The sequence below is a fragment of the Winkia sp. UMB3158 genome (assembly GCF_030217145.1).
In the GTDB taxonomy this organism is placed as follows: Bacteria; Actinomycetota; Actinomycetes; order Actinomycetales; family Actinomycetaceae; genus Winkia; species Winkia anitrata.
Genome location: NZ_JASONH010000001.1, coordinates 202,562 through 228,725 on the forward strand (window position 1 = coordinate 202,562; position 26,164 = coordinate 228,725).

At 56.7% G+C, this 26,164-nt stretch carries 21 protein-coding genes; 3 read left to right on the forward strand and 18 right to left on the reverse strand.

The genetic code is table 11. The features are described 5' to 3' along the window. Positions 1 to 148: 148 nt before the first annotated feature. From pgi to guaB, 6 genes are all read right to left on the reverse strand, one after another. Complete coding sequence (pgi, locus tag QP400_RS01055; RefSeq protein ID WP_285462437.1) at positions 149 to 1,834, reverse strand: glucose-6-phosphate isomerase; 1,686 nt, start codon at positions 1,832 to 1,834, stop codon at positions 149 to 151. 132 nt (positions 1,835 to 1,966) lie between these two features. Then, entirely contained in the window at positions 1,967 to 4,297 is a 2,331-nt protein-coding gene (locus tag QP400_RS01060) for a 6-phosphofructokinase (protein WP_004805873.1), read from the reverse strand. A gap of 223 nt (positions 4,298 to 4,520) precedes the next feature. Further along, positions 4,521 to 5,255, reverse strand: coding sequence for a hypothetical protein (locus QP400_RS01065; protein ID WP_048707207.1), 735 nt, complete (start codon positions 5,253 to 5,255; stop codon positions 4,521 to 4,523). 494 nt (positions 5,256 to 5,749) lie between these two features. After that, positions 5,750 to 6,472 carry a hypothetical protein gene (locus QP400_RS01070; protein WP_004805869.1) on the reverse strand — a complete coding sequence of 241 codons (723 nt, stop codon included), beginning with the start codon at positions 6,470 to 6,472 and terminating at the stop codon, positions 5,750 to 5,752. Next, complete coding sequence (locus QP400_RS01075; RefSeq protein ID WP_004805866.1) at positions 6,466 to 7,206, reverse strand: exonuclease domain-containing protein; 741 nt, start codon at positions 7,204 to 7,206, stop codon at positions 6,466 to 6,468. Before QP400_RS01075 ends, QP400_RS01070 begins: the two co-directional genes overlap by 7 nt. A gap of 175 nt (positions 7,207 to 7,381) precedes the next feature. Continuing rightward, positions 7,382 to 8,887, reverse strand: a complete 1,506-nt coding sequence (guaB, locus tag QP400_RS01080) for an IMP dehydrogenase (protein ID WP_004805863.1) — start codon at positions 8,885 to 8,887, stop codon at positions 7,382 to 7,384. A 297-nt stretch (positions 8,888 to 9,184) separates the two neighbouring features. On the opposite strand from guaB, the gene QP400_RS01085 reads away from it, so the two are divergent. Continuing rightward, entirely contained in the window at positions 9,185 to 9,472 is a 288-nt protein-coding gene (locus QP400_RS01085; protein WP_004805862.1) for a WhiB family transcriptional regulator, read from the forward strand. A 212-nt stretch (positions 9,473 to 9,684) separates the two neighbouring features. Here the strand turns inward: QP400_RS01085 and groES are convergent, their stop codons facing one another. Next, positions 9,685 to 9,981: a co-chaperone GroES gene (gene groES, locus QP400_RS01090; protein WP_004805860.1), complete on the reverse strand. Its 297-nt coding sequence runs from the start codon at positions 9,979 to 9,981 to the stop codon at positions 9,685 to 9,687. Between the two features lie 323 nt (positions 9,982 to 10,304). On the opposite strand from groES, the gene QP400_RS01095 reads away from it, so the two are divergent. Beyond that, entirely contained in the window at positions 10,305 to 11,438 is a 1,134-nt protein-coding gene (locus tag QP400_RS01095) for a THUMP-like domain-containing protein (protein ID WP_004805859.1), read from the forward strand. Positions 11,439 to 11,597: 159 nt separating this feature from the next. Here QP400_RS01095 and tsaD read toward each other — a convergent pair whose 3' ends face one another. From tsaD to glmS, 10 genes are all read right to left on the reverse strand, one after another. After that, on the reverse strand, positions 11,598 to 12,644 hold the full coding sequence (gene tsaD, locus QP400_RS01100) for a tRNA (adenosine(37)-N6)-threonylcarbamoyltransferase complex transferase subunit TsaD (RefSeq protein WP_004805857.1): 1,047 nt from the start codon (positions 12,642 to 12,644) through the stop codon (positions 11,598 to 11,600). A 213-nt stretch (positions 12,645 to 12,857) separates the two neighbouring features. Further along, positions 12,858 to 13,619, reverse strand: a complete 762-nt coding sequence (locus QP400_RS01105; RefSeq protein WP_004805856.1) for a succinate dehydrogenase/fumarate reductase iron-sulfur subunit — start codon at positions 13,617 to 13,619, stop codon at positions 12,858 to 12,860. Continuing rightward, entirely contained in the window at positions 13,616 to 15,619 is a 2,004-nt protein-coding gene (locus tag QP400_RS01110; protein ID WP_004805853.1) for a fumarate reductase/succinate dehydrogenase flavoprotein subunit, read from the reverse strand. Before QP400_RS01110 ends, QP400_RS01105 begins: the two co-directional genes overlap by 4 nt. Positions 15,620 to 15,628: 9 nt before the next feature. Beyond that, positions 15,629 to 16,369, reverse strand: a complete 741-nt coding sequence (locus QP400_RS01115) for a succinate dehydrogenase cytochrome b subunit (protein WP_004805850.1) — start codon at positions 16,367 to 16,369, stop codon at positions 15,629 to 15,631. 304 nt (positions 16,370 to 16,673) lie between these two features. After that, positions 16,674 to 17,162 carry a ribosomal protein S18-alanine N-acetyltransferase gene (rimI, locus tag QP400_RS01120; protein ID WP_004805849.1) on the reverse strand — a complete coding sequence of 163 codons (489 nt, stop codon included), beginning with the start codon at positions 17,160 to 17,162 and terminating at the stop codon, positions 16,674 to 16,676. Then, a complete protein-coding gene (gene tsaB / locus QP400_RS01125) occupies positions 17,155 to 17,892 on the reverse strand; it encodes a tRNA (adenosine(37)-N6)-threonylcarbamoyltransferase complex dimerization subunit type 1 TsaB (protein WP_004805846.1) in 738 nt (245 codons plus the stop codon). Before tsaB ends, rimI begins: the two co-directional genes overlap by 8 nt. Before the next feature lie 9 nt (positions 17,893 to 17,901). After that, positions 17,902 to 18,510, reverse strand: coding sequence for a tRNA (adenosine(37)-N6)-threonylcarbamoyltransferase complex ATPase subunit type 1 TsaE (gene tsaE / locus QP400_RS01130; protein WP_048707201.1), 609 nt, complete (start codon positions 18,508 to 18,510; stop codon positions 17,902 to 17,904). After that, positions 18,497 to 19,690 carry an alanine racemase gene (gene alr / locus QP400_RS01135; RefSeq protein WP_285462438.1) on the reverse strand — a complete coding sequence of 398 codons (1,194 nt, stop codon included), beginning with the start codon at positions 19,688 to 19,690 and terminating at the stop codon, positions 18,497 to 18,499. The genes tsaE and alr overlap by 14 nt, the downstream gene beginning before the upstream one ends. A gap of 168 nt (positions 19,691 to 19,858) precedes the next feature. Continuing rightward, on the reverse strand, positions 19,859 to 21,511 hold the full coding sequence (locus tag QP400_RS01140) for a bifunctional ADP-dependent NAD(P)H-hydrate dehydratase/NAD(P)H-hydrate epimerase (RefSeq protein WP_004805841.1): 1,653 nt from the start codon (positions 21,509 to 21,511) through the stop codon (positions 19,859 to 19,861). Then, the gene (gene glmS / locus QP400_RS01145) at positions 21,511 to 23,433 is read right to left on the reverse strand and encodes a glutamine--fructose-6-phosphate transaminase (isomerizing) (protein ID WP_040314959.1); all 1,923 of its coding nucleotides are present in this window, start codon (positions 23,431 to 23,433) and stop codon (positions 21,511 to 21,513) included. Before glmS ends, QP400_RS01140 begins: the two co-directional genes overlap by 1 nt. Positions 23,434 to 23,586: 153 nt before the next feature. Between glmS and coaA the strand changes: the two genes are divergently transcribed. After that, on the forward strand, positions 23,587 to 24,591 hold the full coding sequence (coaA, locus tag QP400_RS01150; RefSeq protein ID WP_081499161.1) for a type I pantothenate kinase: 1,005 nt from the start codon (positions 23,587 to 23,589) through the stop codon (positions 24,589 to 24,591). Between the two features lie 155 nt (positions 24,592 to 24,746). Here the strand turns inward: coaA and glmM are convergent, their stop codons facing one another. Next, entirely contained in the window at positions 24,747 to 26,099 is a 1,353-nt protein-coding gene (glmM, locus tag QP400_RS01155; RefSeq protein ID WP_004805836.1) for a phosphoglucosamine mutase, read from the reverse strand. Between the last annotated feature and the right edge of the window lie 65 nt (positions 26,100 to 26,164).

The window sequence follows — 26,164 nt, forward strand, 5'->3', positions numbered from 1 at the left end:
GAGGCGTATGGGCTCGGCGTAGTAGGAGCGCCGAGCCCAATATTTTCACGAATTTTGAGTGTACGTTCACTATTTCTGGAGTGTACGTTCACTGAAACGAGGGCGAGAGCCCCTGCCCCGCCCTCGTTTCAGGTACTAAGAATTGAAGCTACCGCCTCTGATCCAAGTAATACTGCACCAAAGACTTAGTAGAAGCATCCTGTTCCGATAAGGCTGCCTCGTCACCGGCTACCGCAGGCATAATCTGCTTTGCCAGCACCTTGCCTAATTCGACGCCCCACTGATCGAACGAGTTAATTCCCCACACGACGCCCTCGACGAAAGTAATGTGCTCGTACAGAGCGATTAACTCCCCCAAAACGCGAGGAGTCAGTTCGGGGGCCATAATCGAAGTAGTGGGACGATTCCCCTCAAAAACCCTGGCTGGGACAATGTCCTCGGGTGTACCCTCGGCCCTAACCTCATCGGCCGTCTTGCCAAAAGCTAACGCTTTGGTCTGCGCAAAAAAGTTCGACAAGAACAACTCATGCTGATCAGTACCATCTGCCGCTTTGAGCGGCCAAGTCGGGTTAGCAAAGGCAATAAAATCAGCAGGAATAAGCTCAGTCCCCTGATGAATCAACTGGTAAAACGCATGCTGGCCATTCGTTCCAGGCTCCCCCCAGAAAACTTCACCAGTCAGAGTGGTTACCGCCGAACCATCACGACGAACACTCTTCCCATTCGATTCCATAGTCAACTGCTGCAAATATGCAGGGAAACGGTGCAAATACTGCGAATACGGCAGAACAGCGTGCGTCGAAGCACCCAAGAAATTCCGGTACCAAACGTTCAACAACCCCATTAGTAGCGGAACATTCTTGCCAGCCGGAGCAGTGGCAAAGTGCTCATCCATCGCGTGGAAGCCTTCCAAGAGATCAGCAAACCCATCAGGGCCAATCGCGATTGCCAAAGAAGTTCCCACCGCAGAATCGACCGAATAACGTCCTCCAACCCAATTCCAGAAGCCAAACGCATTCGCAGGATCGATGCCGAAGTCCGCAACCTTATCCAAGGCGGTAGACACGGCGACGAAGTGCTTAGCAACAGCTTGAGCACGCCCGTCCTCGGTATCTTCAATCGCACCAGCGTCCACTAGTGAAGCGAGCAGCCACCGCTTCGCGGCATTCGCATTAGTGAGAGTTTCCAAAGTAGTAAATGTCTTAGACGCAATGATGAACAGGGTGGTCTCGGGGTCGAGATCTGCGGTTGTCTCACCAACATCCGTAGGATCGATATTAGAAATGTAGCGGCACTCCAGACCGTCCTGGCAGTAGGGACGCAGCGTCTCATACGCCATGACCGGACCAAGATCAGATCCGCCGATCCCAATGTTCACCACAGTGCGAACAGGCTTTCCGGTTACGCCTACCCATTCGCCGGATCGGACTTTGTCTGCGAAAGCGTAAATCTTTTTGAGGACGGCGGCCACATCTTCACTGACGTTTTGGCCGTCCACATTTAGTTCGTCCGAGGGCGGGCGACGGAGCGCCGTGTGTAGGACCGCTCGGTCTTCGCTGGTGTTAATATGCTCGCCAGTGAACATCGCCTCGCGGATGGAGTGTACGTTCACTTCATCCGCAAGCTGCAGAAGCGCCTCGAACACCGGACGCGTCACTAAGTTTTTTGACAGATCTACACGCAAATCAGCGGCATCAATCGTCAAATCGGCGACCCTATCAGGTTCCTCTTCAAACCATTCACACAGGTCAGGCTGGAAATTATTCTTCAGTTCCTGAAGTTCGCCCCAGGACGCAAGTTGAGTTGGATCAATCGGTCTTACATGGTCACTCATGTCCGTTCCTTTCCATTACATACCCAAGTGTACGTTCTAGTAGGCGACAACGAAATTAAGTGTACGTTCACCCTGCGCGACGGTGAAGGGGGCACAGCTGCAAGCAACCGCCCCTCCCTCTTCGACGCTACCTTACTTTGCTTGCCCCAGGCCTTCAGGCCCGATTGCTGGCATCGGCGGAACAGCAGACTCGTCCTCTTCTAAACTCACCACGGGCACCATTGGCAAGAACTGGAGCCACCACTGCTCATAAGGGCGCCTATGGGCCAAATCGAGTTGATCCATCATACGTTCCACCGGGAAGATAACAGCATCATCCTCAGATTCGCCAACATACACAGCCTTTGCGCGTCCCTCTCTGAACTGGTCTTCCAACTCAGCCATGGCACGAGCCGTAAGCCGCGAAGCCAGCAACCTGTCAAACGGCGTCGGTGATCCTCCCTGCTGGAGGTGCCCGATAGCACTGGCACGTACGTCATAAAGGCCCTGACCTTCCTGCTCAAACACGCGCTCAAGGAACTCCAAGTTGTACAGGCCAGAAGCCTGCTCATTCCTGACCGCTAGGAACAGCCGCCGCCCCTCCTCAAAAGAGCGGCGCATCAACTGTGCGTCCTCTTCAATGTCAGCTAGGGTAACAGTCTCCTCATTCAGATAAACTCGCTCAGCCCCCGTGGCAATACCAGCCATAAGAGCCAAATACCCGCAGTAACGACCCATCGTCTCGGCAACAAAACACCGCTTAGACGCCGCGGCAGACTCCTTCACCCTATCCAGCGCCCACACCGCATTGTTCAACGCAGTGTCAGTGCCGATCGACAGTTCCGACCCCGGCAAGTTGTTATCGATGGTTGCCGGGACAAGAACAATTGGAATCCGGAAGGCAGGGTACCTACTGGCCTCCTCGACCATACGGTAGACCGCTAGATAGGCGTTAAGCCCACCCACTATCACGAGGGCGTCCAAGTGGTTGTTCTCGATGGCACGTCCTACGGCGTAAAGTTCGTCGACCTCGGGAACATGGCGCCGGGTACCCAGCTCCGCTCCCCCATTGAAGCCCCAGCCTTCAACATCACTCCAGGCCAGAGGGTAAATCTTTGAATCCATAAGGCCTTTGAAAGAGCCGTGCACGCCGAGCATCTCGAAACCCTTGTCAATGCCAATTCGAACGGCCGCTCGGGCTGCCGTGTTCATACCCGGCGCAAGTCCCCCCACGTGCATGATCGCCACCCGCTTACGGGGAGTAGCCGCCCTCTGCGAAGGAGCCACCTTCGGTGGGCACGAAAGTACCCTATTCAAGGCCAGCATGTTGACGAAAGAACGACCGCGCGCTCGAACCGCCTCATCGTAATTGTGGTCCGCCGTGAGCTTCTTGACCGCCCTCGTATCCGCGACAGATTTCATCAAAGGTAGACGCGCAATACGGTTCTTGCGAGTCCCCAAAATATAAGGTTCCGAATCAGCCGTAGCCTTTAATACTTCCACTGCAGCCGCATACCCAAGGGCCGTAGGCATCCACCGATCATAAGCCGAGGGCGTACCGCCCCTCTGCGTGTGCCCCAGAATAGTAATACGTGCCTGCTGGCCAGAGTACTTTTCAACGGCATCGGCAACTCTACGCGCAGTGATCTGCTGCCCTTCGCTATCTACTGCGCCCTCTGCCACAAGAATTATGGATTCGCGACGACCAGCGGCACGACCGGCCTCGAGAGCATCGATCATTTCCTGCTCCCACCCCGGGGCAGGAGGCTGTTCCGGGATAAAAACGTAATCGCATCCGCCCGCAACCGCCGCCATGAGAGGAAGATACCCGCAATGCCTGCCCATAACTTCCAACACGAAGGTGCGTTGGTGGGAGGCAGCCGTCGACGAAATCTCGTCAATCGCGGACAATATTCTGTGCAGCGCGGAATCCGTTCCGACTGTCATGTCAGAGCCAACAAGGTCATTATCAATGGAACCGACAATGCCGGCTATACCTAAGCTTGGATGGCGTTTAGCCACTTCAGGGTCGATTTCGCCCTCATTGGCGAGCTCCTTGACCATAGAAGGCCACTCTGAGCGGAATTCGTCAGTGCCTGACAGGGAGCCGTCCCCGCCTATCACGATCAGGCGGTCGATCCCATTTTCGAGCATATGCTTCGCCGCTTTTTTCATGCCGGCCCGTTCCCGGAATTCGGGTGAACGTGCAGTGCCTATGACTGTGCCGCCTCGATTCAGGATAGAGGAAACATCACCCCATTGAAGAGGGCGAATTTGGGAGCCGCCCTTTACGGCACCAGCCCAACCGTCCAGGATGGCGAATGGTTGAGCACCAAGAGCAATAGCAGTTCGAGCCACCGAACGTACAGCCGCGTTCATGCCTGGAGCATCACCGCCCGAGGTAAGAACGCCAACTTTTATGGGGCTACCGTCTTCGTTCCGGAATTTGCCCCTAAGATCAGCAAGTGTACGTTCACTATCCATTCATCCTCCATTGACGAAAAGCACTGCACGCATTGTTGTGATTCGCGCCTCTATTGTCTCCTATTTTTCCATTATGGGGTAGGACGAATAGGCCTAAGGCTTGATTGAACCACTAATTGGGCAGTATGGATGATTCCACCAACTTTGGAGTGTACGTTCACTACTGCCGCAGGAGGGCGCCGCTGCCCAGAACGCTACTAGCACTGTCGTTTTCCTGCGACGATTAATACCAACCCGTCGACCCGCGTGGTTCCCAGGATTTCATCCTGTAGGTTATCCACTCCCGCGCGCGTAGGAGCATTCCGCCAAGCCGCACAAACATCTGTTTCAGCCTGCTAACGAGCTCTCCCAACTCTTCGAGTTCCGCCCACTGAACGTGCACAACGCGCAAACCACAGGCCTCTAATTCAAGGTCACGCACCTGTTGTCGCCTTCGTTCACGCAGTTCTTGCTCGAACGAAAACCCTAATTTGCAGAGACCATCAAATTCCAGCACCAACCCCACCGCAGGATAATAGGCATCTAGATACCGTGTTGTTCTAGCGGTCCGAAGCTTGTACTGCAACGTAGCAGCAGGTAGGCCGGCCAAATGGCACACCCACACCATTGTCGCTTCGAACACAGAATCGACAGCCGGAGTAAGAAGTGCAAGCAGCCTTATTGCTTGCCGAAATCTCCTGTCATGCGGGTATTCATCTTTCAGCCGCTTCAAGATTCCAGCTTTTATAGATTTTGCTCGCTCCATCGCTACCTCAGGATTATTCCGATCAAATCCAACCAGCTTACGCAGCGCCATACAGCCGAACGTGACGCCATCGGCAGGGGGAGCAAGACGGAGCATATCCAGAATGGTTTGACGTACAGAGGTGACCAGGACGCCCTCGACATCTTCCACTTCAGGAGCCACGACCCATTCGTGTCTAATGATCTGAGCTGCAGGTAAGTGGGTATTTCCCACATCAATCCTGGGAAGGGCAAGCCGCTTCCTACAGCCTCTGTCGATCAATAGGTGAACGTCCGGGGATGTTGCCTTACATGGAATATTGTGGAGTGCCGCAGCCGATTCCATGCATGCTACTCCCCCGCCACATCGGTCAGTGCTGGCCAGTATCCGAGCGAAACGGAGAAACTCAACGTCTGAGGCTCTGGCACCTACTTCTTGGACTCTTATGGAAGCGTTTGGACTAACTCTAACGAGGGCGGGACTTGTCTTTTGCGCACTTGTACGCGGGTGCAAGCTTAACCAGGCCCTCTCGCGAATCTTGTATCTATATCGTCTGGGTTGAGCGAACATATTCGAAGTGTGGCGCTAATGAGGGCGAAGAGCAGCCTTCTTTTTGAGTTGCTGTGGATAAACGCCGCCAATCGAACTGTGGAAACCTAAAATAGTGAACGTACACTCCGCGTCTGGCGCGGAGTGTACGTTCACTAAACAATGTGGGTCGGCAGAGGCTACTTCACTGCGTCTAACAACCTGTATGTGTCAGTCTCGACCTGGAAGCCACGCCCAGTCGTCAACTCCGCACACGTCAACGTTTCCCCATCGTCACCACAAGCCCAACCATTGCGCTGAATGCGCTTGCCATATTCAAGCGGCTGCAGCTTCATCCGCTGGTCCGGATTCGGATTGTCCTCAACCTCAGCGTCGAAACGAAGCGGCTGTCCGTCCTCGACGCAAGCACCGGCACCACGACCCCCCGGCCAGACTGCCAAAGTATCTCCGCTGCGATAACCCGCCTTACAGGTCTTCTGATCCTCCGGATGTAAATCCACGGCTCGCACAAGCCCACACTGCACGCTCGGAGCCGCCGCACCCGATCCGTCCTCGCCCTTGAAAGGCAGGATCAGATCCGTACCCAACGCCCCCTTCTCATCAGAAAAAGCGCATACCGCATTACCTGATTCGGTGCGGAAAACCAACGACTTCCCCACGGCGAAATCCGCAGGCTCAGAACGAGGCATCCCCAACAAGGCCCCGACAGAAGTATCTGCCCCCTCAGGCACCTTCACGTCATCGGGATCCGACGCATCGGCCTGAGCACTCCCGCTCGCTGACTTGCCCTGGTGACCTCCGTCGAACTGACCCGTAGAAATCCCATAAACGTAGTAGCTCAGCCCAACCAACACGACAATGAGCACAACAGACCACAACGTCCAACCAATTCTTCTTACCACTGGCCCATTCCCTCTACTAGTGGCCAAGCACGGTCAATGTGCACATCCGAACCGCGTCGGCCTCGCAAGAACCCTTCGAAATCCTCCGCCCAGATAGCGTGCGCTCGCCTTTGCAACTCATTTATCTGATTGGGCAATAGCTCATCGAACTGCGCATGTTTTTGCAGCATAGCCGCAACCAGATCAAGGGTTGCGCTCGCGTCCACAAACGCATCGTGCAAGCCTTCCGGCAACTCCACGCCGTAATGGGATAACAGGTCCGACAACCGCCGCTTACCACGCCGCCGCGGCACAAAAGCCCGATCCAAAACAAGGGGGTCGAAAACGGGTGCGGCCTTACCTTCAAGCAGATCCCGCAGCGTTGCCAGCCCGTGGCGAGCAAGCTCGCTCTCCAAAATAGTCAGATCATATGAGGCGTTGAAGATGACGATCACAGCACCATCATTCACTGCCTGCACCAACGCATTCGCTATCTGCGGCAACGTGTCTACAGGATCAGTTCCGTTTACACGAACATACTCCGTGCTCATCCCATGTACGGCGGTCGAGGCAGCGGGGATTTCCACCCCAGGGTCGATCAGCCAGGATCGCACATGCTGGTCTTCCCCTGCCGAGGGCGAATTCCGGAGCACCAAAGAGGCGCTTATTATGCGTTCGCTGCGCGGATCAGTTCCAGTCGTCTCCGTGTCAAAACCAACTAACGGGGTTTGCTGCCAAACCTGCTGTGAGTCCACTCCTGCTCCCTTTCCAAGTACAAGATTAAGTGTACGTTCACTCCTAACGGGCGTTAGGAGTGAACGTACACTTAATGAATTTTGTGGGCGTGCACCACTTCTCTACTAGTGGGCACTCCCGTAGCGGCAGCCGGGCTCGCCTATCTTCGCCCTCGAACCGCCACTATGGCAGCCCTTACTTGTGCGACTGGCCGTGGTAGTTCGGTGCCTCAACAGTCATCTGCACGTCGTGTGGATGGGACTCACGAAGACCAGCAGCAGTAATCTGCACAAACTGCCCACGGTCCTTCAAAGTAGGTAGATCAGGAGCGCCGACGTAGAACATCGACTGGTGCAAACCGCCCAGCAACTGGTAAACAACCGCTGCCAAGGAACCGGAATATGGCACCTGCCCCTCAATGCCCTCAGGAACGATCTTGTCATCAGATGTGACATCGGCCTGGAAGTAGCGATCCTTAGAGTAGGACTTCCGCCCACGCGAACTCATCGCACCAAGCGAACCCATGCCGCGGTAGTGCTTGTACTGCTTACCGTTCATGAACACGAGCTCACCCGGCGATTCCTCACAGCCAGCCAGCAAGGAACCCAGCATGACCGTGTCCGCACCCGCAGCCAGCGCCTTCGCAATATCACCAGAGTATTGCAAACCGCCATCAGCAATTAGCGGAACGCCAGCAGGCCTACAAGCCTTCGCAGCCTCAATAATCGCCGTCACCTGAGGAACACCCACACCGGCAACAACGCGGGTGGTACAAATCGACCCCGGCCCAACGCCGACCTTGACCGCGTCAACGCCAGCATCAATGAGCGCCTGTGCGCCCTCTTCAGTAGCAACATTTCCGCCAATAATCTCAATGTTCGCAAAGCGCTCGTCGGACTTCAGTCGCGAGATCATCTTGCATGCCAGATCCGCAGCACCATTGGCAGTATCGACAACGAGCACGTCAACACCGGCTTCAGCTAGCGCCTCAGCGCGCTCCCAGGTGTCTCCCCAATAGCCTAGAGCGGCACCAACTAGCAGGCGCCCTTCCGAATCCTTAGTGGCATTCGGATACTTCTCGGTTTTCACAAAGTCCTTGACCGTAATCAGACCGGCCAGGTGCCCGTCCTCGTCAAGGATGGGAAGCTTCTCAATACGATGCTGCGCCAGCAACTGCTTGGCTTCTTCACGCGAGATACCTACCTTGCCAGTGATCAGCGGCATCGGAGTCATGGCTTCCTGTACCGTCATCTGGGACCACTTCGACGAGGGGATAAAACGCAGGTCGCGGTTCGTAATGATGCCGAGCAGGGTGTCGTCCTCGTCAACTACGGGCAATCCAGACACGCGGTAGTGCCCACAGAGCTTGTCGAGCTCATCGATAGTGGCCGTCGGGTGGACCGTCACCGGGTCGGATACCATTCCCGACTCTGACCGCTTTACCTGCCGGACCTGATGGGCCTGCTCCTCGATAGAAAGGTTGCGGTGCAAAATGCCAATGCCGCCTTGGCGAGCCATGGCGATCGCCATTCGAGCTTCAGTCACCGTATCCATTGCCGCAGATATAAGAGGCATACGCAGCTTGATTTTCTTAGTTAACACCGCCTCCGTATTCACATCGGAGGGGACGACGTTCGTGGTTCGCGGCAGAAGCAGAACGTCATCGTAGGTAAGACCTGTAAGAACAACTGGATTTTGCATATCGTGGCTCACATTGCAATGTTATCGCCCATCTGGATGAGGATTAAGTCCCGCGGGTGGGATTTTTATCATGTAAGATCTGTGCGCTGCAAAAATAATTCACGATTGTGCGAGTTTCGCCACAGCGTCAACGCCTCGTAACTACGCAGTTTACCCGCTGTTGCCAAATTGTTAGCCCTATCTTCGGACTACGTTCAGGAAACTCTAAGATTCAGCTGAAACATTTCTGTATAAGACATCTGGCTAATCAGATTTTAGGTTTCCCATGAAGCCTACGCAACTGCTAAGGAGATGCGGATGACTGATGTATCGCGACTTCCCGGGCCCAGCATGGACCTGTGGGAATGGCAGTACGAAGGCGCCTGCCGCGACCTAGACACTGAACTTTTCTTTCACCCCGAGGGCGAACGCGGGGGAACACGCAGGCGTCGAGCAGAAGCGGCAAAAGCCATTTGCGCAACCTGCCCAGTAATCGACAAGTGCCGCGAGTATGCGTTGAAGGCTCATGAGCCCTACGGAGTATGGGGCGGCATGACTGAGGAAGAGCGCAGGGCGCAAATCCACAAGGCTCGCAAGAGCGCTTAGGCGACTGCGAACAGCAAGTTCCTAGGGGAGTGATCCGGCGCGGACACTCCCCTTTTTCATGCCCTCTTTGGAGTGTACGTTCACTTTTCGACAACGCCAGAACCGAGTGTACGTTCACTCCCCTTAGACGGAATACGCCCCCACAATGACACATCCGTGCAGAAAAATAGCGGCTGGCAATTAACTGCCAGCCGCTACCTCAGAAAGCTATATTAGCGATCAACCTTGGCCAAAATATCGCGAGCATTCAGCAACAGGTACTCCTGCCCGTCATACTTCACCTCGGTGCCGCCGTACTTTGAGTAAATGACTACGTCGCCCTCGGCAACGTCCAGCGGAACCCGCTTACCAGAGTCATCAACGCGTCCCGGGCCTACTGCCAAAACAGTTCCCTCTTGCGGCTTTTCCTTAGCGTTATCCGGAATGACTAGGCCAGACGCCGTCTTCTTCTCAGCTTCAACCTGCTGGACCAGAACACGGTCCTCGAGCGGCTTAATGGAGACCGACACTGCGGACCTCCCTTTCTATAGATCGAATGGGATTGCTAATGGCCGCCTACCCTCCGTCGCGGGTGGTCGAATAGGTGACCTGCGTTTAGCTACTCGCCTCACGTACAAGAATAGGTTAGCCCCCTCTTAGCACTCTGACAACCTGAGTGCCAAAGATTCTCTGTCAGCCCAACTTTCCGACGCGTCCGCATTCCCATTAGACTTCAGGCATGCACCCCAAAGTTGGCCTTCGCCCTCAAAAATCTTCCTTTTCCCAAGGTGGTACGCACTTCAACCTACTCGAGGAAGCCTTCCGAAGCGACCGCTCATCTCATGAGGTCGGAATGAAGCTCCGTAAGATGGGCATACCGGCCGATATAGCCGCAGAAGTGGCACTCCAGTGCGAACTGCGCCGCCAAGCTGCAACAAAATTGGGCGAAGACGCCGACAAAATGCTCTTCACTCGAGACGGTATGGAACAGGCCACACGCGCCGCCGTTGCGACATGGCACGCCGAAAAAATGTCCGAGGCGAACGTACACTACATTGCCGATCTAGGCTGCGGCCTGGCAACCGAAGCAATCGCCTTTTCGAAACGGGCACTGAAAGTTCTTGGCATCGAGTTAGATCCCAAAACAGCAGCCTATGCCAAGAACAATGTTTCCCGATGGCCTGATGCGGACATTCAGATCGCAGACGTCACAAAAATCGATATCGGGAAACTCAAGGCCGAGGGAGTAGACGCGCTTTTTGCTGACCCCGCCCGAAGAGGCCCACGCGGTCGCATCGCAAATCCTGCAATGTGGTCTCCGCCGTTACCGGCAGTGTACGCGTGGCGAACCCTGATCCCGAACGTGGCGGTAAAAGTTGCGCCAGGCATCAGGTACTCCGATGTTCCCGCAGATGCGGAAGCCATCTGGGCCAGCGTCGACGGTAGCCTCGTAGAAGCAAGCTTATGGTTTGGGGATTTGCGAGAACGCGCAGGCCGCTCAGCCATTATTTTTAGGGGCGATCAGCGGCATCTTTTCCAGGTTGAGGGCGAAGGTCCAACCGCTCCCGCGGCCGCCGCACCTGTCGCGGACGGAATCATGCATTGGATAGGTGAAGTTGATAGCGCCGTATTGAGGGCGGGCGGCTTAGCACAGTGGGCGCACTCCTGGCCCGGGGCTGGCATCCTCCATGATGGAATCGCCTACGTTACGTCTGAAACTTCGCCTTCCCCTGAGGCCGCAAAATATGGTCACTTTTGGGAGGTGCAGACGGTGCTGCCCTTGAATGCGAAGAAGGTCAAGAAGGAGTTAGCGAGGCTCGGGATCGGCAAATTAGAAGTGAAGAAGCGCGGAGTGCAGATCGATCCCGCAGCATTCAGGAAGTCGGTGCTCAAGGGCGCCACCGGGGATGGTGCAGCGACTCTTTTCCTGACGAGAGCACAGGTGAACGGCAAGTCTAAACACGTTGCCATAGTCGCGACGGAGTGAACGTACACTCCAATTCCGGACGGGTTTTCATACCCAACTCTTAGTGAACGTACACTTCGGCCGAGTGAACGTACACTCCGCTAACGGGCGCGAGGATTCAGCCTCTTAAACGGAAAATGCCAGCCCCGCCTAGGGCCGGCATCATCCCAAAAGCTTCAGTTACACGCGCGCCACAGACAGCGACAGTCCTGAATCAGGACCGAATTCCGGATCGGACGGGGCGACGCCCTCGCGAACCAACGCACTACCAATAGCAGCGATCTGCGCACCATTATCAGTACAGAAGCGCAGCGGAGGTAAGCGAACCTCGATGCCAGCGCTCTGGGCTCGCGCCGCGAGGAGCTCACGCAGCCGCGAATTTGCAGAGTAGCCGCCCCCCACAACGATCGTGGAGCACCCCAAGTCCTTGGCCGCCCTCACTGCTTTAGCAGTCAACGAATCATTGACAGCCTCAGAAAAGCCAGCGCACACGTCCTCGGCGGGAACCTCTTTACCAGACTGCTTTATGCCTTCAACGTATCTAGCCACTGCCGTCTTCAGACCGGAAAAACTGAAGTCGTATCGGTGCGCATCCTTGTCTTTCGCGGAAGCAAGGCCACGTGGGAAACGGATCGCCTTGCGATCACCAGCCTGCGACATACGATCAACATGCGGCCCACCTGGATAGGGAGTCCCCAGCATGCGCCCGACCTTGTCAAACGCCTCACCAGCAGCATCGTCGAGCGTACCGCCCAGCTCTCGGACGTCAGTCGCAATATTGCGAACATCGAGCAAGTTTGAGTGCCCGCCCGAAACTATCAGTCCAACGAAGTGATCTGGGAAAGGCCCGTCTACGAGCTCATCAACCGCCAGGTGCCCAATTACGTGGTTCACGCCGTATAGCGGCTTATCTAGACTTGCCGCGAGTGCCTTAGCCGCTGAAATACCAACAGTCAGAGAACCAACCAGCCCAGGCCCTGCAGCGCACGCGATTGCGTCAACCTCACTGAGGCTGACACCGGCCTTATCAAGAGCCGCCTTCATCGTTGGGAGGAAGGACTCCAAGTGAGCGCGCGAGGCAATTTCAGGAATAATGCCACCGTAGCGGGCATGCTGGTCCATGCTTGTCGCGGTCACGTCGGCAAGAAGTTCCCGGCCTCGTACTAGGGCTACGCCTGTCTCGTCACAAGTCGATTCAATACCAAGAATTAGTGGTTGAGCAGTCACCTTTTCATCCTACGCGCTCCGAGGGCGTGCGCGAAGTTAAGTGTACGTTCACTCCCCCACAGACGAATCCATGCCCCAAAACGGAGTGTACGTTCACTCCCCCACAGACGAATCCATGCCCCAAAACGGAGTGTACGTTCACTCCTTTACTCAGAGGGGAGCAGCAAAAAGGGCCCTGAGAGGTTTCCCTCCCAGGGCCCTAATCCAAGGAAACTACATGCCCTTGAGAACAGCCTTCCCAAGCTGACGATTCAACACCGAAATCGTCTCCAAAGGAATCTGCTTCGGGCAGACCGCAGCGCATTCACCAAAGTTAGTGCACCCGCCAAAGCCCTCGGCGTCATGCTGCAACAACATGTTCTTCACACGCATCAAGTTCTCGGGCTTGCCCTGCGGCAACAGGCCCAAATGTGTCACCTTCGCAGAGGTAAACAACATTGCCGACCCGTTCGGGCAAGCAGCCACACAAGCACCGCAACCAATGCAATTCGCAGCCTCGAACGCGCGATCCGCATCCTCTTTAGGAACCGGAGTAGCGTGCGCGTCAGGAGCAGCACCAGTATTGACGGAAATGTAGCCGCCAGCCTGAATAATACGATCCAAAGCGCTCCTATTTACCACCAGGTCCTTAATGACCGGGAAAGCCTTAGACCGCCACGGCTCGATCGTGATCGTGTCGCCATCCTTGAACGAACGCATGTGCAACTGACAAGTAGGAGTATTCCCCTTCGGGGAGGCACCATCATTGCCGTGCGGCACACCATTGATGACCAAACCACACATACCGCAAATGCCTTCGCGGCAATCAGAGTCGAACGCTACCGGGTCCTCGCCCTTGGCAAACAACTCCTCGTTCAAGATGTCCAGCATCTCTAGAAAGCTCGTATCTTCTTGCACCCCAACGAGCTCGTATTCCTTCATTACGCCATCAGCCTCAGGGCCAGCCTGGCGCCAGATACGCAGTTTAATTTTCACTTGTAACTCCGCTGCTTCAGCTCGATGTTGTTATAGATCAGATCTTCCTTATGCAAGACCGGAGGTTTGTCCTCACCCGTGTATTCCCACGCAGCCACATACAGGTAGTTCTTGTCGTCACGCAACGCCTCGCCCTCTTCAGTCTGAGATTCGCCACGGAAGTGGCCACCACAAGACTCATTGCGGTGCAAAGCATCAATACACATCAGCTCGCCCAGTTCCAAGAAGTCGGCGACACGGCCGGCACGCTCAAGCGACTGGTTCATCTCGCCAATCGATTTACCCGGCACACGCACGTTCGACCAGAACTCTTTCCTAAGAGCGCGAATCTTCTCGATTGCCCCCAACAGACCATCATGGGTGCGGTACATGCCGCAGTAGTCCCACATGATCCTGCCAAGTTCCTTATGGAAGGAATCCACTGACCGCGACCCGCCAATGCTCATGAAGCGGTCTATCCGCTCCTGCGCACTCTGGAGGGCGGCCTGCACATCCGGGTCGTCCTGATCCAGCACGGACTCCGCCAACTTGTCAGCCAAGTAGTCATTGACCGTGTTTGGCAGCACGAAGTAACCGTCGGAAAGCCCCTGCATTAGCGCAGACGCACCGAGCCGGTTCGCGCCGTGGTCACTGAAGTTCGCTTCCCCACCAACGTAGAGGCCGGGAATGGTGGACTGAAGATCGTAGTCAACCCACAAGCCACCCATCGTGTAGTGCGAGGCCGGGTAAATACGCATCGGCACTTCGTACGGGTCATCGTCAGTAATGCGCTCATACATTTCGAACAGGTTGCCGTACTTGGCCGAAACAGCGTCCTTACCCATGCGCTCGATTGCATCAGCGAAATCAAGGTACACGCCACGGCGCACCATGCGTTCTTCGCCGTCGGGACCGACCTCGGCTAGCGCGGGACCGACTCCCCTACCCTCGTCACACATGTTCTTGGCCTGTCGCGAAGCAATGTCACGCGGCACCAAGTTACCGAAGGAAGGATAGATGCGCTCCAGGTAGTAGTCGCGATCTTCCTCGGGAATATCGCGCGGATCCTTTTCGCAGTCTTCAGCCTTCTTCGGAACCCAAATACGGCCGTCGTTACGGAGCGACTCGGACATCAACGTCAGCTTCGACTGCTGATCGCCATGCTGCGGAATGCAAGTCGGGTGAATCTGCGTGTAGCAGGGATTAGCGAAGTACGCACCCTTACGGTAGGCCCTCCAAGCCGCCGTAGCGTTGCACCCCATGGCATTAGTAGACAGGAAGAACACGTTGCCATAGCCGCCGGTGCAAAGCACCACGCAGTGGGCAGTGTGTGCCTCGAGCTTCCCAGTAGTCATGTCTCGGGCGATAATGCCTTTGGCGTGGCCATCCTTCAGGATTAGCTCGACCATCTCATGGCGCGAATGCTCGGTAACCGTCCCGGCCTTCACCTGCCGCTCCAACGCCTGATATGCGCCAATCAGCAGCTGCTGGCCAGTTTGCCCGCGAGCGTAGAACGTACGCGATACCTGCACACCACCGAAGGAACGGTTGTCAAGCAGTCCGCCATACTCACGCGCAAACGGCACGCCCTGCGCAACACACTGGTCAATGATGTTCGCACTAACCTCGGCCAGCCTGTACACGTTAGTTTCACGAGCGCGGTAATCCCCGCCCTTGACGGTGTCGTAAAAGAGGCGGTAAACCGAGTCGTTGTCGTTGCGGTAATCCTTTGCCGCGTTAATTCCGCCCTGCGCAGCAATAGAGTGTGCTCGACGTGCCGAATCCTGGTAGAAGAACACGTCAACGTGATAGCCCATCTCGCCAAGCGAAGCAGCTGCTGCGCCGCCTGCCAGCCCGGTACCAACGACGATAATCTTCAGCTTACGACGGTTCGCCGGGTTCACTAGCTTGGCCGTAAACTTGCGGGTCTCCCAGCATTTCTCGATGGGAACGTCCAGCGGCGCCTTGGTATCAGCGATCTTGTCGCCCTCGTAATAAAGTCCTGAAATAAGTTCGCTCATGATCATTCCCTACTTAATAACGCCCAGCGCGATTGCAAGGGGCGGCAGCACAAACATGAACCAGATGGCAAAACCAATAAGCCCAGACAGCACAGTCATAGGCTTGCGAGTGTTTTCGCGCATCCACCCCATAGTTTGGAAAGCCGACCAGAAGCCGTGTGCAATATGCAGGCCAATGATGGAGACGAACACGATGTATACCAACACCATCCACCAATTCGAGAAGGTGGTTAGCATCATGTCAAAGGGCATAGCCGGAATCTTCTCACCGTCGACCACCATTGTGTGCGAGGCATAAGCCGCATTGTTGCCCACTTTGAACGTCTTTGTTGTGAAGTGCAAGATGTGGAAGATGATCAGGAAGATCAACAGGATTGAGCCAACTCGCACTGTGCGCGCCGCGTAAGAGTTTGTCACCGCCTTCTTCACGTCGTAACGGGTTCCCCGAGCTGCGCCGCCGCGGTGCCACAGATAGAGCGCGGACACCATGTGCACAACAATGAGCACAACCATGATCACGCGCAAGATCCAGAGGAGACCTTCGTGAGGCAGGATCGGGACCAGGAATTCCCGCAGGTGATGAGCGTAACCGTTGTACGCGGCCGCACCGCCAAACGCCTTTAGGTTCCCGTATGAATGAAATACCAGAAAAAAGACAAAGAAGAGGCCGGAAATCGCCATCGCCTGCTTCATGAAGACGGTGGTGTTCCACGCATGTCTCTTCTTGGTCGTCACATTTGAATTCGCCACGTTTTTTAGCCTAGTCTCACGACCTGACACGGAGAGTAGATCTAGGTCCTAAACTTTTCTCTCACGCTCTCTAAAAACCTTCATTAGGGCTATAACCACGGATTTTAGGGAGTTTTACCGAAACAAAGTCGACCCATTTTTCTGACACAAGCAGTCAGCGGAGCCCTTGCTCGACCTCCACATGTGAACCTTTTGACAACGAAAGTGTTACGTAAACTACTTTTTAGCTATTTTGCGCTACCAGGCTTTCTCGAGGGCGGACCCATACTCCGCCCGGCCGACACCTTGAACTTGCCCGGCAAAGTTACAACTTTTTACCCATCCGCACCGCATCGTCCGGTGGGAGCCGGTAGTAGCGCTTGATCCTGCCGAGGGCTTCATAGCCCGCCCTCTTATAAATTCGTTGTGCAGCTAAGTTCTTCGAACGTACTTCCAGGAAAATCGAACTTGCCGACCGCCGCCGCGACGCCTCATCTATCCACGCCACAATCGCTGAAGCAATTCCGCGTCTTCTAGCCTCCGGAATCGTGGCAACCGTCATCACATCGGCCTGGTCTCCAGCGTAGCGGGCGCCCCCATACCCCAACAGGACGCTAGAGTCCTGCCCGGCCAGCGCCCCCACATATTCACGATCGGGACGGCTTAGTTCCGCAACCAGGGTCTGCTTATTCCACGCCTCTCCCCCAAATAAGGCAGACTCCAGCGAGGCAATCTGCTCGACCCACTGCGGGCCGAGCTTTACCAGGTGAAACTCGCCCGCCGGCGCTTCGGCGTGGAGTGTACGTTCACTCATTTAAGAGGCCGAGGCGGCCCTTCTGTGCAGCAGCCACCTTAGCCGCTACGCCCGGGTGAATATCCGGCCTACGCAGGTAAAGCGGCTCAGAAGAGAAGTCGACCTCCTCGCCACCGGCCTCACGTGCCAGCCTTGCCGCGCCGATGCGGGCCATAACTACCGGGTCCAACGTGTCAGCCAGCTGTGCGGACGGGGGCAACGCCTCAGGGTATAGTTCAGCACCCGCACCAACGATGAAAGGATCTTCACCACGGGACTTGTTGAAGAACGATTCAGCTGGACCAACCTCAGGCCCCCACAACGCTGTCACATCATCTGGGCCAGCAGCTTCGTAAAGTCCGGCGTAGACCTCTTTGCGCTTGCCATCGGTGGCCACCAGAACCTTCCGATCGCGCACCTGATCCAACGCCTGCCTAGCTAATACGTCCAAGCTGCAAATGCCGAGCACCCGAGCGTCAAGCACCTCGCCGATTACTCGCGCCGACACCAAACCTGCACGTAACCCAGTAAATGGTGCGGGACCAGTTCCAACGGCAATAGTCTCGATTCCAGCCTCGGCCAATTCCTTGCCACTGCCCTGCTTCACGACACGTCGAATCAGCTCATTCAGAGCTTCCGCGTGTCGCCGCTGATCGGCAATGACCTCCTTCGCCAAGACCTCGACAGACTGATCAATATCTACTAGTCCGACACCGGCTCCAGCCGAGGTGTCAATACACAAAAACCGCACGGGTCAACCCTAGTCCTTCACTACTCCATTGTGACAATCTGCCTGGCCAACCGGGATCTCACCGGTAGCTGGGAATACCCTAGACAGGTCCTCCCCCAGCTGCCGCAGGTCAATATTCGCCCACCGCTGGCCGTGTCCTGTCAGACGCAGCGTCCGCTTACCATCGTCCATCTGTGTCAGATCCACCGTGCCATCAGCGTCAACCTGCGCCGTCCCGCCAGTTGGCCGAATAATGTCGACCTCAAGCCGGTCCTCGGAAAGCCCCTCGGTCTTCCCCTTGCCCCATTCGATAACGGTCACGGACTCACTCAGCGACGACTCCAAGTCAAGAGTCTCTAGATCCTCTGCGTCCTCGATACGGTAGGCGTCCGCATGAATCAAAGGAACGCTACCGCCCTCGGGAGGATGCACCCGAGCCACGATGAAAGTGGGAGACGAAACGTTGCCGTGCACGCCCATCCCCTTGCCAATACCCTGCGTAAACGTGGTCTTACCAGCGCCCAATTCCCCAGAGAGCATCACCAAATCACCAGGCCCAAGCAACTTCGCCAACCGTTCGCCAACGCGCCTGGTCTCGTCGGGTTCTGCGACCTCTATCTGCAAATTATTCGTCACCATCTTGCCTACCTTTGACGTCAATACGGGGTACACGGGCGCCAACCCGCGTCACCACCTCATAGTTTATTGTGTTAGTCCAATTAGCCCAGTCCCGCGCTGTTGGCTCCCCATCCGAACCGTCGCCGAAGAAGATGGCATCGTCGCCGACTTCCGCTGGGGCGTGTTCGCCCTCGCCCAAATCAAGAACGACCTGATCCATGCAGATTCGGCCCACAATCGGCGCGTCGAATGCCCTATCCTTTGTCTTAATCCGCACCCGCGCCCCATCGCAGGCACGCGCAATCCCGTCACCGTACCCAAGCGGGGCGACGGCGAGCCACCGCTGCGAAGGCGTAACCCACGTCCCCCCGTAAGAAACCGGGCGCCCCGCCTCGACTTTTTTAACCACCGTCAAGCCTGCCTGCAGGCGCATGGCTGGCCGCAACGCCAGGTCAGAGTTGGTTTGCACGCGCTCATCTGGGCTGAGCCCATAAACCCCAATCCCGTCACGCACCATCGGCGTATGTAGCTCCGGGTGCCACAGCGTAGCCGCAGTTGCAGACAGATGGGAAAGCTCGGGATTCAAGCCGGCCTCTTTCGCCACGGCGAGGGCGGCGGCAAACTCTTGGCCCGCACGTTTCGTCTGCGCCTTGCCTTCCGCTGAAACCTCGTCGGCCCGCGAGAGGTGCGACCAGACTGCCACGACCCGGATTTTCCCCGCCTTTTCTAGGCAGAACGCAGCTTCGCAGAGGGCGGGCCAGGTGCGGGCGGTGGCTCCGGCACGGGACATTCCCGTATCGATTTTTAAGTGTACGTTCACTATCTTCGAGGTTTTTTCGGCTGCCTCTTCTAGCCGATCTAATGCCCAAAAATCAGAAACTGACAAATCAATGTCTGCTTCTACGGCCTCTTCAATCGGGGATCCTGGTAGGAAAATCCACGAAAATATGCGCGGCCGCTTGCCCACAATTTTTCGTATCTGCATCGCCTCGGTTAGCTGTGCCGCACCAAACCAGGTTGTCCCCGCCTGGATTGCCGCGCGCGCCACTAAGGCCAACCCGTGGCCGTACGCGTTCGCCTTCACGATTACCATGTGCTCACTATCTGGCGCAGCTGCCCGTAGCTGGCGCACGTTGGCGGCAATCGCCGCAGTATCGATCAGAGCTACTCCGCCATAGGTGTCGTAAAGGTGCTGAGTCATGACTCCCATTGTGCCACTGTCTAGGCGCTCTTCCTGACCTTCCTGCACACATTCTCTTTTCGCGCAGGTTAGAGGCATTTATTACCAAGAAATTGCCCAGTTACTTCCAATCTGTTTAGTGAACGTACACTCCACACGAAACCGCAAACTAAGTGAACGTACACTCCACTAGCGCAGGGCTAGTTCTATCGCAGCCGGAATCTGCTGCACGATATCTGAAGCAAGAATTGGATGCCCCACCTTCTTCTTGCGTCCCAGCTCCGGGCCTGCGCCCAATCCCGCCGCTAGCCGCGCCGCAATCGAATGCACCCATGTGCCCGCTGCAGCACCAGCAGCCGTCTCCGACGCAGAAAGCGAATGCCCATCAGCCTCAGCCTGCGCCTGCTCCATCGCGAGCACCGCCCCAAGGATCCCCGCAAGCGCATCACCAGCCCCCGCAGTAGCAGTCCACCCTGGCGCTTCCGCTTGGGTGAAGGTATCGCCCTCGGGACCACACACAACGCTCACGGCCCCCTTTAGCAGAACGGTCGCACCCGTCTTCTCCGCTAACAGACCTGCCCATTTTGCGGGTGCCGCCTCAATATCCGACCTGGCCACCCCACCAGAAGCCTCGCTAAAACCCAAACGGGTAGCTAGTTGCGCAGCCTCACCCGCGTGCGGAGTAAGAACCACATTCGGGGCGAATTTCCGCACTCGTCGCACGGGCGAAGACCCCATGGACTCTGCCCGCTCAGGTAGCCGCGCCAAAATACGATCAATAATCGAAATGCCACCAGCATCCACAACCACCGGCAGGGACCGCAAAATCGCCTTAGTGGCAGCACGAACCATCTCGTCTACCCTGCCCTCATCTTTCGGATCGAGGCCGGGACCAACCACCACGGCCTGCGACCTCCCGCTTACCGGCACCGCTTCCGGCAGTACCGCAAAAAGCGAGGCCGAAGCAGCCGCGGGAATATTCACGCGAACCATGCCGGCCCCAGTGCGCGCGGCCGCTCGAGCACAAATAATCCCCGTAGCCGGATACGAGTCGGAGCCGGCCACCACTTCCACCACCCCGCGGGTGTACTTGTGATCCGCCCTCCCTGGTACCTTCCAGAGGTCGGCCACGTCAGCCGCGGTCAGTCGGCATGCGGACACGGGAGCTTCGACCGGCCCCAGTTCCACTACCTCGATAGAGCCGAAAGAGTTGCATGCAGGCGGCAAAAGGGCAGGATTCTTCATTGCGCCCATGGTTACCGTGACGTCAGCAGTAAGGTGAGGGCCGGCTACCTTTCCGTCCTCGCCACCTAGCCCGGAAGGAACGTCGACTGCTACCACCACTGGTTCGTCAGGACTGGAATCTCGTAGTGACACCAGTTGCCCCACGACGGTGGCGGCAGTTCCTCGGAGTGGCCCACTACCGCCGGTACCGACAATGCCATCTACCCACACCCCGGCTTTGTTTGCTGCCTCGGCAACGAGGGCTCGCAGCTGCGACCGCTTAGTCAGCCTGGCCGCGTCCAAAATGTCCACCCCTGCCTTCTTGGCAGCAGCCAACGCGCGCGGATGGGCCTTAGTCGAAACAAGTAAGGCCTGCACCTTCGCCCCCGAATCAGCCAGGTATTTAGCCGCATAGAGGGCGTCACCACCGTTATCGCCACCCCCGACAAGAGCTAGGACGGTAGAACCATGCACCGTAGCCCCAAGCAGGGTCAGCTGATCCGACACAGCCGCAGCCACCCCATCGGCGGCTTGCTTCATCAAGGCGTCCTGGGGAGCGGCAGCAACCAGCTCGCCCTCGGCACGCCGAACATCACTGGAGGCGTAGGCGCGCAGCATTATTCGACGGTCACCGACTTAGCTAGGTTCCTAGGCTGGTCCACATCTAGGCCACGAGTCTTCGCAACCTCGCAAGCCAGAATCTGAAGAGGAACAACCGTAAGTAGCGGCAGATACAAGGTTGGGGCGGCCGGCACGCGGAAGACAGCTTCGGCGAAATTGTCCACCGAAGAATCGCCCTCTTCTGCTACACAGAACACGCGCGCGCCCCTAGTACGCACCTCTTGGATGTTCGACAGCACCTTGCGGTGCAGCTCAGGCCGACGCGGAGTGGGAACGATAAAGACGACAGCAACCCCGTCCTCGACAAGGGCGATCGGCCCGTGCTTCAGCTCGCCCGCAGCAAACCCCTCAGCGTGAATGTAGGCAATTTCTTTCAGCTTGAGGGCGCCCTCCATAGCAACTGGGAAGCCCACGTGCCTGCCAAGGAAGTACACGGATTCTTCAGAAGCCAAAGTGCGGGCCACCTGGCGCACCGTCTCGGCATTGTCGAGGACGCGCTGCACCTTCTGGGGAAGCTTCTCGAGCTTCTCCATGTAGTCTTCGATCTCGTCAATGTACTTGTTCCCACGTACCTGCGCCAAGAACAATCCCAGCAGATAGCAGGCGGAAAGCTGCGCCGTGAAGGCCTTAGTAGAGGCAACCGCGATCTCGCGGCCGGCATGTGTCAGCAGCACCGCATCCGATTCACGCGAAATAGTCGAACCGGGGGTGTTCACAATCGCCAATACGCGTGCCCCCTGCTCCCGAGCGTGCCTAATAGCCATGATCGTGTCCATCGTCTCACCAGACTGAGAGATGGCCACTACCAGCGTCTTCTCGGTTACCACGGGGTCTCGGTAAGAGAATTCGTGAGCCAATTCGACCTCGACTGGGATGCGACACCAGTGCTCAATCGCATAGCGGGCGACCTGTCCGGCGTACGCGGCCGTACCACACCCGACAACGATCATCTTGTCAATAGTGCGGAGTACCTCGGTAGGAATGCGCAGCTCATCCAATGCCAGGTGCCCTGTGGAATCGAAACGATCCTCCAAAGTAGCCTTGATCGCCTTTGGCTGCTCAGAAATTTCCTTCTCCATGAAGGTGGGCCAACCGCCCTTTTCAGCAGTCTCGGTCTCGAAGTCAATCTTGTAAGTAGACGGTTCAGTTGCCTTGCCCTCGACGTCCACAATCACGACCTCGGTGGCGGTCAGAAGAACCATTTCGTCTTGGCCGACCTCGACCACCTGGTCGGTGTGCTCAGCAAACGCCAACACGTCAGAGCCAAGGAAGTTCTCGCCCTCGCCAATTCCCACGACGAGCGGAGAAGAGCGGCGAGCTGCAACTATCGCGTCCGGACAGTCCTGATGCAGCACCAGCAAGGTGAAAGTGCCTTCCAAGCGCGCAGTCGTCTTCCGCATCGCCCGTGCTAGACGCGCAAAAGCTGCCTTGTTGGAAGCATCAGGAACTACGGCTCCCTGATCCGCTACCTGCTCAGAATCGCCCTGATCAGCGCGGTAATAATGGGCAACCAGGTGGGCTACGACCTCGGTATCAGTGTCCGAGACGAACTCGACCCCGGCAGCGGTAAGTTCCCCCCGCAGCGCGTCCGCATTCTCAATAATGCCATTGTGGACCAGAGCCAGCCGCCCCTCGTCAGCAATGTGAGGATGCGCGTTTTCGGTGGTCGGAATGCCGTGGGTCGCCCACCGCGTATGCCCGATCCCTGCAATCGCATCATCCAACGGCTCATCCTGTAGAAGCTGACGCAAATTCGCCAACTTACCCACAGATTTGCGCACCTGCAGGAGCTGCGGCGCGGCCACAGCAACACCAGCAGAGTCGTATCCGCGATATTCAAGGCGAGCCAACCCGCCCATTACTACCTGCGCGCTACGAGCGCCGAGCTTACAACCAATATGTCCAACAATTCCGCACATACGTAAATCAAACCACGTACCGGTGACATTTTCAGCAAACAAAACAGTAAATACACCGTAAAAATAAGTGGAATACGCCATTCAACTTTGCGTCATTACCCCCGCTTGAGGGCATAATGAAGCGTGAACGCTCTACAGAACAACCCTTGGGGTATGCCTTCCAGTTTTTTCGAGGGCGAAACTGGCAGCCAACTTGCCCCAGCTAGGGGGCCACAGACTTCAGATCGCAGCCCCTATCAGGAATTCGACAGGCGCAGCTGGGCCTCGTTGGCATCTGCCACCCCGCTGCCGCTCACTGAATCAGATATTCGCAGGTTGGCCGGTCTGAACGATCCAATTGACATGCGAGAAGTAGACGCAATCTACCGCCCTCTTTCAGCATTGCTCCAACTTTACGTGAATGAGCAGCGCTCTTTGGCTGATGCGCGGGCCGCTTTCCTGCGCGAACCGCACGGGCGGACCACACCCTTCGTGATTGGTATTGCGGGATCTGTGGCGGTCGGGAAATCTACCGTTGCTAGGTTGCTGACCGAGTTGATGCGACGGTGGCCTCAGACTCCGAAGGTGGAGTTGCTTGCAACCGATGGGTTCTTGAAGCCGAATGCGGAGTTGAAACGTCTGGGTCTGATGGACCGGAAGGGATTCCCGGAATCTTACGATAGGCGCGCTCTGCTACGTTTCCTTGCGGCGATTAAATCTGGGGCCCGGCAGGTTTCCGCCCCGGTTTATTCGCATGTTAGCTACGATATTGTGCCCGATGAGCGGAACGTAGTTGAGCAGCCGGATGTTCTGATTGTCGAGGGGCTGAATGTGCTTCAGCCGCCGGTGCGGTCTTCAGAAGCGTCGACGGCCCTTGGCGTGTCAGACTTTTTCGATTTCTCGATTTACGTTGATGCCCGTCATGAGGACATTAAGAATTGGTACATCGAGCGTTTCTTGAGGCTCCGCGAATTCGCATTCAAGCAGCCGAATTCTTATTTCCGGTCCTACGCTAATTTGTCGGACGAGGAAGCGGTGCAGACTGCCGACCGGATTTGGAACGACATTAACCTGGTCAATCTGATCGAGAATATTCGCCCAACTCGCGGCAGGGCAACACTGGTCATTACCAAGAACGAAGAGCACCGGGTAAACCGGCTTCGTCTGCGCAAACTCTAATTTGGCGGAGTGTACGTTCACTCCCCACCGCCCGATAAACGAAGTGTACGTTCACTCCCCACAGCCCGATGAACGGAGTGTACGTTCACTATTTTTCGGCAAAAAAGTAGCGGGGCAGAGAGCCCACCAGACTCCCCGCCCCTCTCTTTTAGGCTCTAGAGCGACAGCTCTTCCTTCACCACGCTCGCCAGCTCCTTGCACACGCGGTCGGATTCTTCCTGAGTAGCCGCCTCAACCATCACGCGCACCACCGGCTCAGTACCGGACGGCCGCAACAGGACACGACCATTCTCGCCTAGGTAATCTTCAGCCTGCATGACAGACTTAGCCACGGCCTCGTTCGAAGAAGCCGCCGCCTTGTCCACATTAGGTACGTTGATCAGCGTCTGCGGCAGCCGCTTGACGAAATCCGTCAGCTCCGCCAGCGACTTGCCGGTCTGCTTGACCCGCTTGGCAATCATCAGCGAAGTCAAAACACCGTCACCAGTAGTCGCATAGTCAGAGATGATGACATGCCCCGACTGCTCCCCACCAATGGCGAAGCCGCCCTCACGCATCTTTTCGAGGACGTAGCGGTCCCCCACGGCAGTCTGCACAGTGTCAATGCCGACTTCCTTCATAGCTAGCAGCAGGCCAAGGTTGGACATTACAGTCACGACAAGGGTGTTCCCTGCCAGCTTGCCTTCTTCCTTCAGGCCGACTGCGAGCATGCCCATGATCTTGTCGCCGTCTACCAGGTTCCCCTCGGCGTCAACAGCCAGACAACGATCGGCATCCCCGTCATATGCCACACCGAAGTCGCAGTGCTGACTTACCACGGCCGCCTGCAGGGCCTCCGGATGGGTGGATCCGCACTCATAGTTGATATTGCGTCCATCCGGGGAAGCATTGATCACTACAGCGTCGGCTCCGGCCTCACGCAACGCTTCCGGCCCCAAGAACGAGGCAGCCCCGTTCGCACAGTCGACAGCAATGCGCAGCCCAGACAGATCCGTACCCACCGCAGATACCAGGTGATCGATGTAAGAACGGTCTACTGCCTTCGATTCCTCTTCGACCTCGCCAACATCGCCGCCCAACGGGCGCTCCCACTCTTCACCAAGAATGGCCTCAATCTTGTCTTCTACCGTGTCAGGTAACTTGAAGCCGCCGCGAGCAAAGAATTTAATGCCATTGTCGGGCATTGGGTTGTGGGAAGCCGAGATCATCACGCCGAGGTCGTAGTCCCCCTCTGCCGTCAGGAAGGCGACGGTTGGGGTGGTGACGACTCGGGCCCTATCTACGTCCATCCCGGCCGAGGCCAGGCCTGCCACTATTGCGTGGTCCAAAAACTCGCCGGAGATCCTGGTATCGCGCCCGACTACGGCGCGAGGCTTCTGACCGTTCTTGGTCTGCGCGCTCTCAGAAAAAAGCCGAGCCGCTGCGATACCAAGGTTGGTAGCTAGCTCGGGAGTTAGTTTCTTATTTGCAAGGCCTCGTACGCCGTCTGTGCCAAACAGTCTGGGCATTTCGCTTCCTTCCGGGAAATTACAATTCTTACCAAGCATACCGCCTTGAAAGGATTTGCCCGCTT

Excerpts from the sequence above, each read along its gene's own strand:
- pgi (WP_285462437.1), bottom strand. The coding sequence starts at position 1,834 with ATGAGTGACCATGTAAGACCGATTGATCCAACTCAACTTGCGTCCTGG.
- QP400_RS01060 (WP_004805873.1), bottom strand. The coding sequence starts at position 4,297 with ATGGATAGTGAACGTACACTTGCTGATCTTAGGGGCAAATTCCGGAAC.
- guaB (WP_004805863.1), bottom strand. The coding sequence starts at position 8,887 with ATGCAAAATCCAGTTGTTCTTACAGGTCTTACCTACGATGACGTTCTG.
- QP400_RS01085 (WP_004805862.1), top strand. The coding sequence starts at position 9,185 with ATGACTGATGTATCGCGACTTCCCGGGCCCAGCATGGACCTGTGGGAA.
- QP400_RS01095 (WP_004805859.1), top strand. The coding sequence starts at position 10,305 with ATGAAGCTCCGTAAGATGGGCATACCGGCCGATATAGCCGCAGAAGTG.
- QP400_RS01110 (WP_004805853.1), bottom strand. The coding sequence starts at position 15,619 with ATGAGCGAACTTATTTCAGGACTTTATTACGAGGGCGACAAGATCGCT.
- rimI (WP_004805849.1), bottom strand. The coding sequence starts at position 17,162 with ATGAGTGAACGTACACTCCACGCCGAAGCGCCGGCGGGCGAGTTTCAC.
- tsaE (WP_048707201.1), bottom strand. The coding sequence starts at position 18,510 with ATGGTGACGAATAATTTGCAGATAGAGGTCGCAGAACCCGACGAGACC.
- alr (WP_285462438.1), bottom strand. The coding sequence starts at position 19,690 with ATGACTCAGCACCTTTACGACACCTATGGCGGAGTAGCTCTGATCGAT.
- QP400_RS01140 (WP_004805841.1), bottom strand. The coding sequence starts at position 21,511 with ATGCTGCGCGCCTACGCCTCCAGTGATGTTCGGCGTGCCGAGGGCGAG.
- glmS (WP_040314959.1), bottom strand. The coding sequence starts at position 23,433 with ATGTGCGGAATTGTTGGACATATTGGTTGTAAGCTCGGCGCTCGTAGC.
- coaA (WP_081499161.1), top strand. The coding sequence starts at position 23,587 with ATGCCTTCCAGTTTTTTCGAGGGCGAAACTGGCAGCCAACTTGCCCCA.
- glmM (WP_004805836.1), bottom strand. The coding sequence starts at position 26,099 with ATGCCCAGACTGTTTGGCACAGACGGCGTACGAGGCCTTGCAAATAAG.